At 45.1% G+C, this 1,680-nt stretch carries 1 protein-coding gene and 1 pseudogene; both read left to right on the top strand.

Annotated elements, in window-relative coordinates:
• Positions 1–451, top strand: a pseudogene (locus ABHN01_RS25610) (citrate transporter); the annotation flags it as partial.
• A 28-nt stretch (positions 452–479) separates the two neighbouring features.
• A complete protein-coding gene (locus ABHN01_RS25605) occupies positions 480–1,658 on the top strand; it encodes a CaiB/BaiF CoA transferase family protein (protein ID WP_429877885.1) in 1,179 nt (392 codons plus the stop codon).
• Positions 1,659–1,680 lie beyond the last annotated feature (22 nt).

Genomic DNA, 1,680 nt, shown 5'->3' with positions numbered 1-1,680 from the left:
AAGCATGGTAATGGTGTGCTTTACCATTTTTGCAGCCGGTATTTTCACAGGTGTCCTTTCAGGTACAAAAATGCTCGATGCCATGGCCGTGTCTATGGTCTCCATCATACCGGATTGGATGGGTCCGCACCTGCCGACTTTAATAGCCGTCATTAGTATGCCGTTAAGCTTAATTTTCTCCCCAGATGCCTTTTATTATGGAGTGCTTCCAATCCTTAGCGAATCAGCCGCCTCTTTCGGTATTGATCCTTTAGACATCGGCCGAGCCGCATTACTCGGAAACGCAACAACAGGGTTTCCGTTAAGCCCATTAAATCCATCGGTCTTTGTTCTGCTAGGGTTGTGTAAGGTGGATCTCGGTGACCTTCAAAAGAGTATTTTCTTCTGGGCATTTGGGACGACGATCGTTATGACGGTTGTTGCGCTTATAACCGGAGCTATTTCTTTCTAAATTTCATTGAATAGGAGGGAGAATATCCATGCTGCCGTTAGGAGGAATTACAGTTGTTACGCTGGAGCAGGCCGTAGCGGCGCCTTTTGCTTCCAGACAACTGGCGGATTTAGGGGCACGAGTCATAAAAGTTGAGCGGCCGGTCACCGGGGATTTTGCCCGTCATTATGATTCAGCCGCCAAGGGCATGTCCAGCCACTTTGTCTGGCTCAATCGCTCAAAAGAGTCAATCACACTTGATTTGCAGCAGCAAGAAGGAAAATACATATTGGATAAAATTCTATCGGAAGCGGATGTTTTTATTCAGAATCTAAAACCTGGGGCAGTTGACCGGCTTGGGTTTGGTTCCGATGTTTTAAAGGAAAAGTATCCGCATCTCATCATCTGTGGAATTTCGGGGTATGGAACGTATGGACCGTATAAAGATAAAAAAGCGTATGACCTTCTGATCCAATGTGAGACAGGAGTTGTTTCGATTACAGGTACAGAGGAAACACCATCCAAAGCAGGAATATCCATTGCTGATATAGCCGCAGGGATGTATGCGTACTCCGGTATTTTAACTGCCCTGATCTCCCGTTTTAAAACAGGAAAAGGGCAGGTGCTGGAAGTTTCAATGCTTGAGGCGCTTGGAGAATGGATGGGTTATCCTCTTTATTATTCTGAGTATGGAGGTACAGATCCGAAACGAACGGGAGCAAGCCATGCCACGATCTATCCATATGGACCATTTCTGGCAGGAGATCAAAAACTGGTTTTCATGGGGATACAAAATGAGCGAGAATGGGCGAATTTTTGTGAGATTGTCTTGGAAGACCCTTCATTAAAAACGAATACGAGCTTTAACAGCAACGCCAAGAGATTGACCAATAGCGGTAAGCTGAAGGAAATCATTGATTCTGTATTCCGAAGCCTGAGTGCAGAAACGATCATCGGCAGGCTGGAAAAGGCTGAGATCGCTAACGCCCATTTGAATACGATACATGAATTTGTTAATCATCCACAGTTGAAAATCCGAAATCGCTGGAGAGATGTCCAGTCACCGGCGGGAACATTGAAAGCTTTAATTCCGCCAGTAACATTTGAAGGTTTGGAGCCGGCAATGAACCCTATTCCGGAAGTGGGTGAACATACTGAGTCGATTTTAAAAGAGTTCGGAATGGATGCTTCAACAATTGATAATTATCGGACAATAGGAGTTTTGTAAGAGCTTAAGAGAGTGGTGATGT

This window comes from Fictibacillus sp. NRS-1165 (assembly GCF_050468105.1).
GTDB classification, from domain to species: Bacteria; Bacillota; Bacilli; order Bacillales; family Fictibacillaceae; genus Fictibacillus_C; species Fictibacillus_C terrinigri.
Note: the sequence above shows the minus strand (reverse complement) of the source record. Positions and strands in the feature narration are given on the sequence as shown.

What these genes read in the sequence shown, in the direction of transcription:
- ABHN01_RS25605 (WP_429877885.1), top strand. Translation starts at nt 480, where the DNA reads ATGCTGCCGTTAGGAGGAATTACAGTTGTTACGCTGGAGCAGGCCGTA.